2 protein-coding genes are annotated in these 1193 nt (G+C 62.4%); both read left to right on the plus strand.

Features of this window, described 5'->3' with window-relative positions:
• The coding region (locus tag EN932_RS36480) for a 3-methyl-2-oxobutanoate hydroxymethyltransferase (protein ID WP_128369541.1) at positions 1-549 on the plus strand (549 nt) is incomplete at its 5' end.
• Positions 546-1193 (plus strand): formyltetrahydrofolate deformylase (locus EN932_RS36485; protein ID WP_128369542.1); only part of this gene is annotated, 648 nt, incomplete at its 3' end. The genes EN932_RS36480 and EN932_RS36485, both read left to right, overlap by 4 nt.

Below are 1193 nucleotides of genomic sequence, written 5' to 3' on the forward strand. Positions count from 1 at the left end.
CTCTACAAGGCCGGCGCCGACGCGGTCTATTGCAGCGCCGGCTACGCCACGATCAAGCGGATGGCCGATGACAATATCCCGGTGATCGGCCATGTTGGCCTCATTCCTTCCCGCGCGACCTGGACTGGCGGCTTCAAGGCGGTCGGCAAGACCGCCGACACCGCCATGGATATCTTCGCGGCGGTGAAGCAGCTGGAGGCTGCAGGCGCCATCGGCGCCGAGATCGAGGTGGTGCCGGTCGAGGTGGCCAAGGCGATCTCGGAGCGGACGTCGCTGATCATGCTGTCGATGGGAGCGGGTACCGGTTGCGATGCGCAATATCTGTTCGCCGACGACATTCTCGGCCAGAACCGTGGCCACATGCCCCGTCATTCCAAGGTGTATCGCAATTTCGCCGCCGAATATGATCGTTTGCAGGCCGAGCGTATCGCCGCGTTTTCGGAATATGTTGCCGACGTGAACAGTCTCGCCTATCCCGAAGACAGGCATGTGGTGCATATGGATCCGGCTGAACTCAGCCTGTTCATGAAGAGGGTCGACGGGGCGTGAAATCTCAAGGCAATGATGCGACGGACGAGGCCGCGCCGGTTCATATTCTCACGCTTTCCTGCGAGGATCGGCCGGGGATCGTCGCCGCCGTCACGGCGGAGCTTGCCGCGAACGGCGCCAACATCGCCGAAAGCAGCCAGTTCTGGGACCGGCAGACCAATCGCTTTTTCATGCGGATCGCCTTCATCAGCCCGCCAGGCTCGACCGGGGACAGTCTGGCGCGGGCCCTGGAATCGAGCGTCGACCGCTTCGGCATGAAGACCGCGCTGGTCGATCAGGGACGCCGCCCGAAGATCATCGTCATGGTCTCCAAGTTCGACCACGCGCTTCTCCATCTGCTGTACCAGATCAGGGTCGGCTGGCTGAACGCGGAGGTTGCAGCCGTCGTCTCCAACCACGAGGATGCCCGCCGCTTCGCCGAGCTGGAGGGCATTCCCTACCACCATTGGCCGACCACCAAGGAGAACAAGGCCGAACAGGAACAGAAGCTGCTGGACCTGGTGCAGCGGACAGGGGCCGAACTGGTCATCCTGGCGCGCTACATGCAGGTCTTTTCAAAAGGTCTGTCGGACCGGCTGTTCGGACGGGCGATCAACATCCACCATTCGTTCCTGCCGAGCTTTAAGGGCGCCAAGCCGTACCAC

The sequence above is a fragment of the Mesorhizobium sp. M7A.F.Ca.US.002.01.1.1 genome (assembly GCF_004022955.1).
In the GTDB taxonomy this organism is placed as follows: domain Bacteria; phylum Pseudomonadota; class Alphaproteobacteria; order Rhizobiales; family Rhizobiaceae; genus Mesorhizobium; species Mesorhizobium ciceri.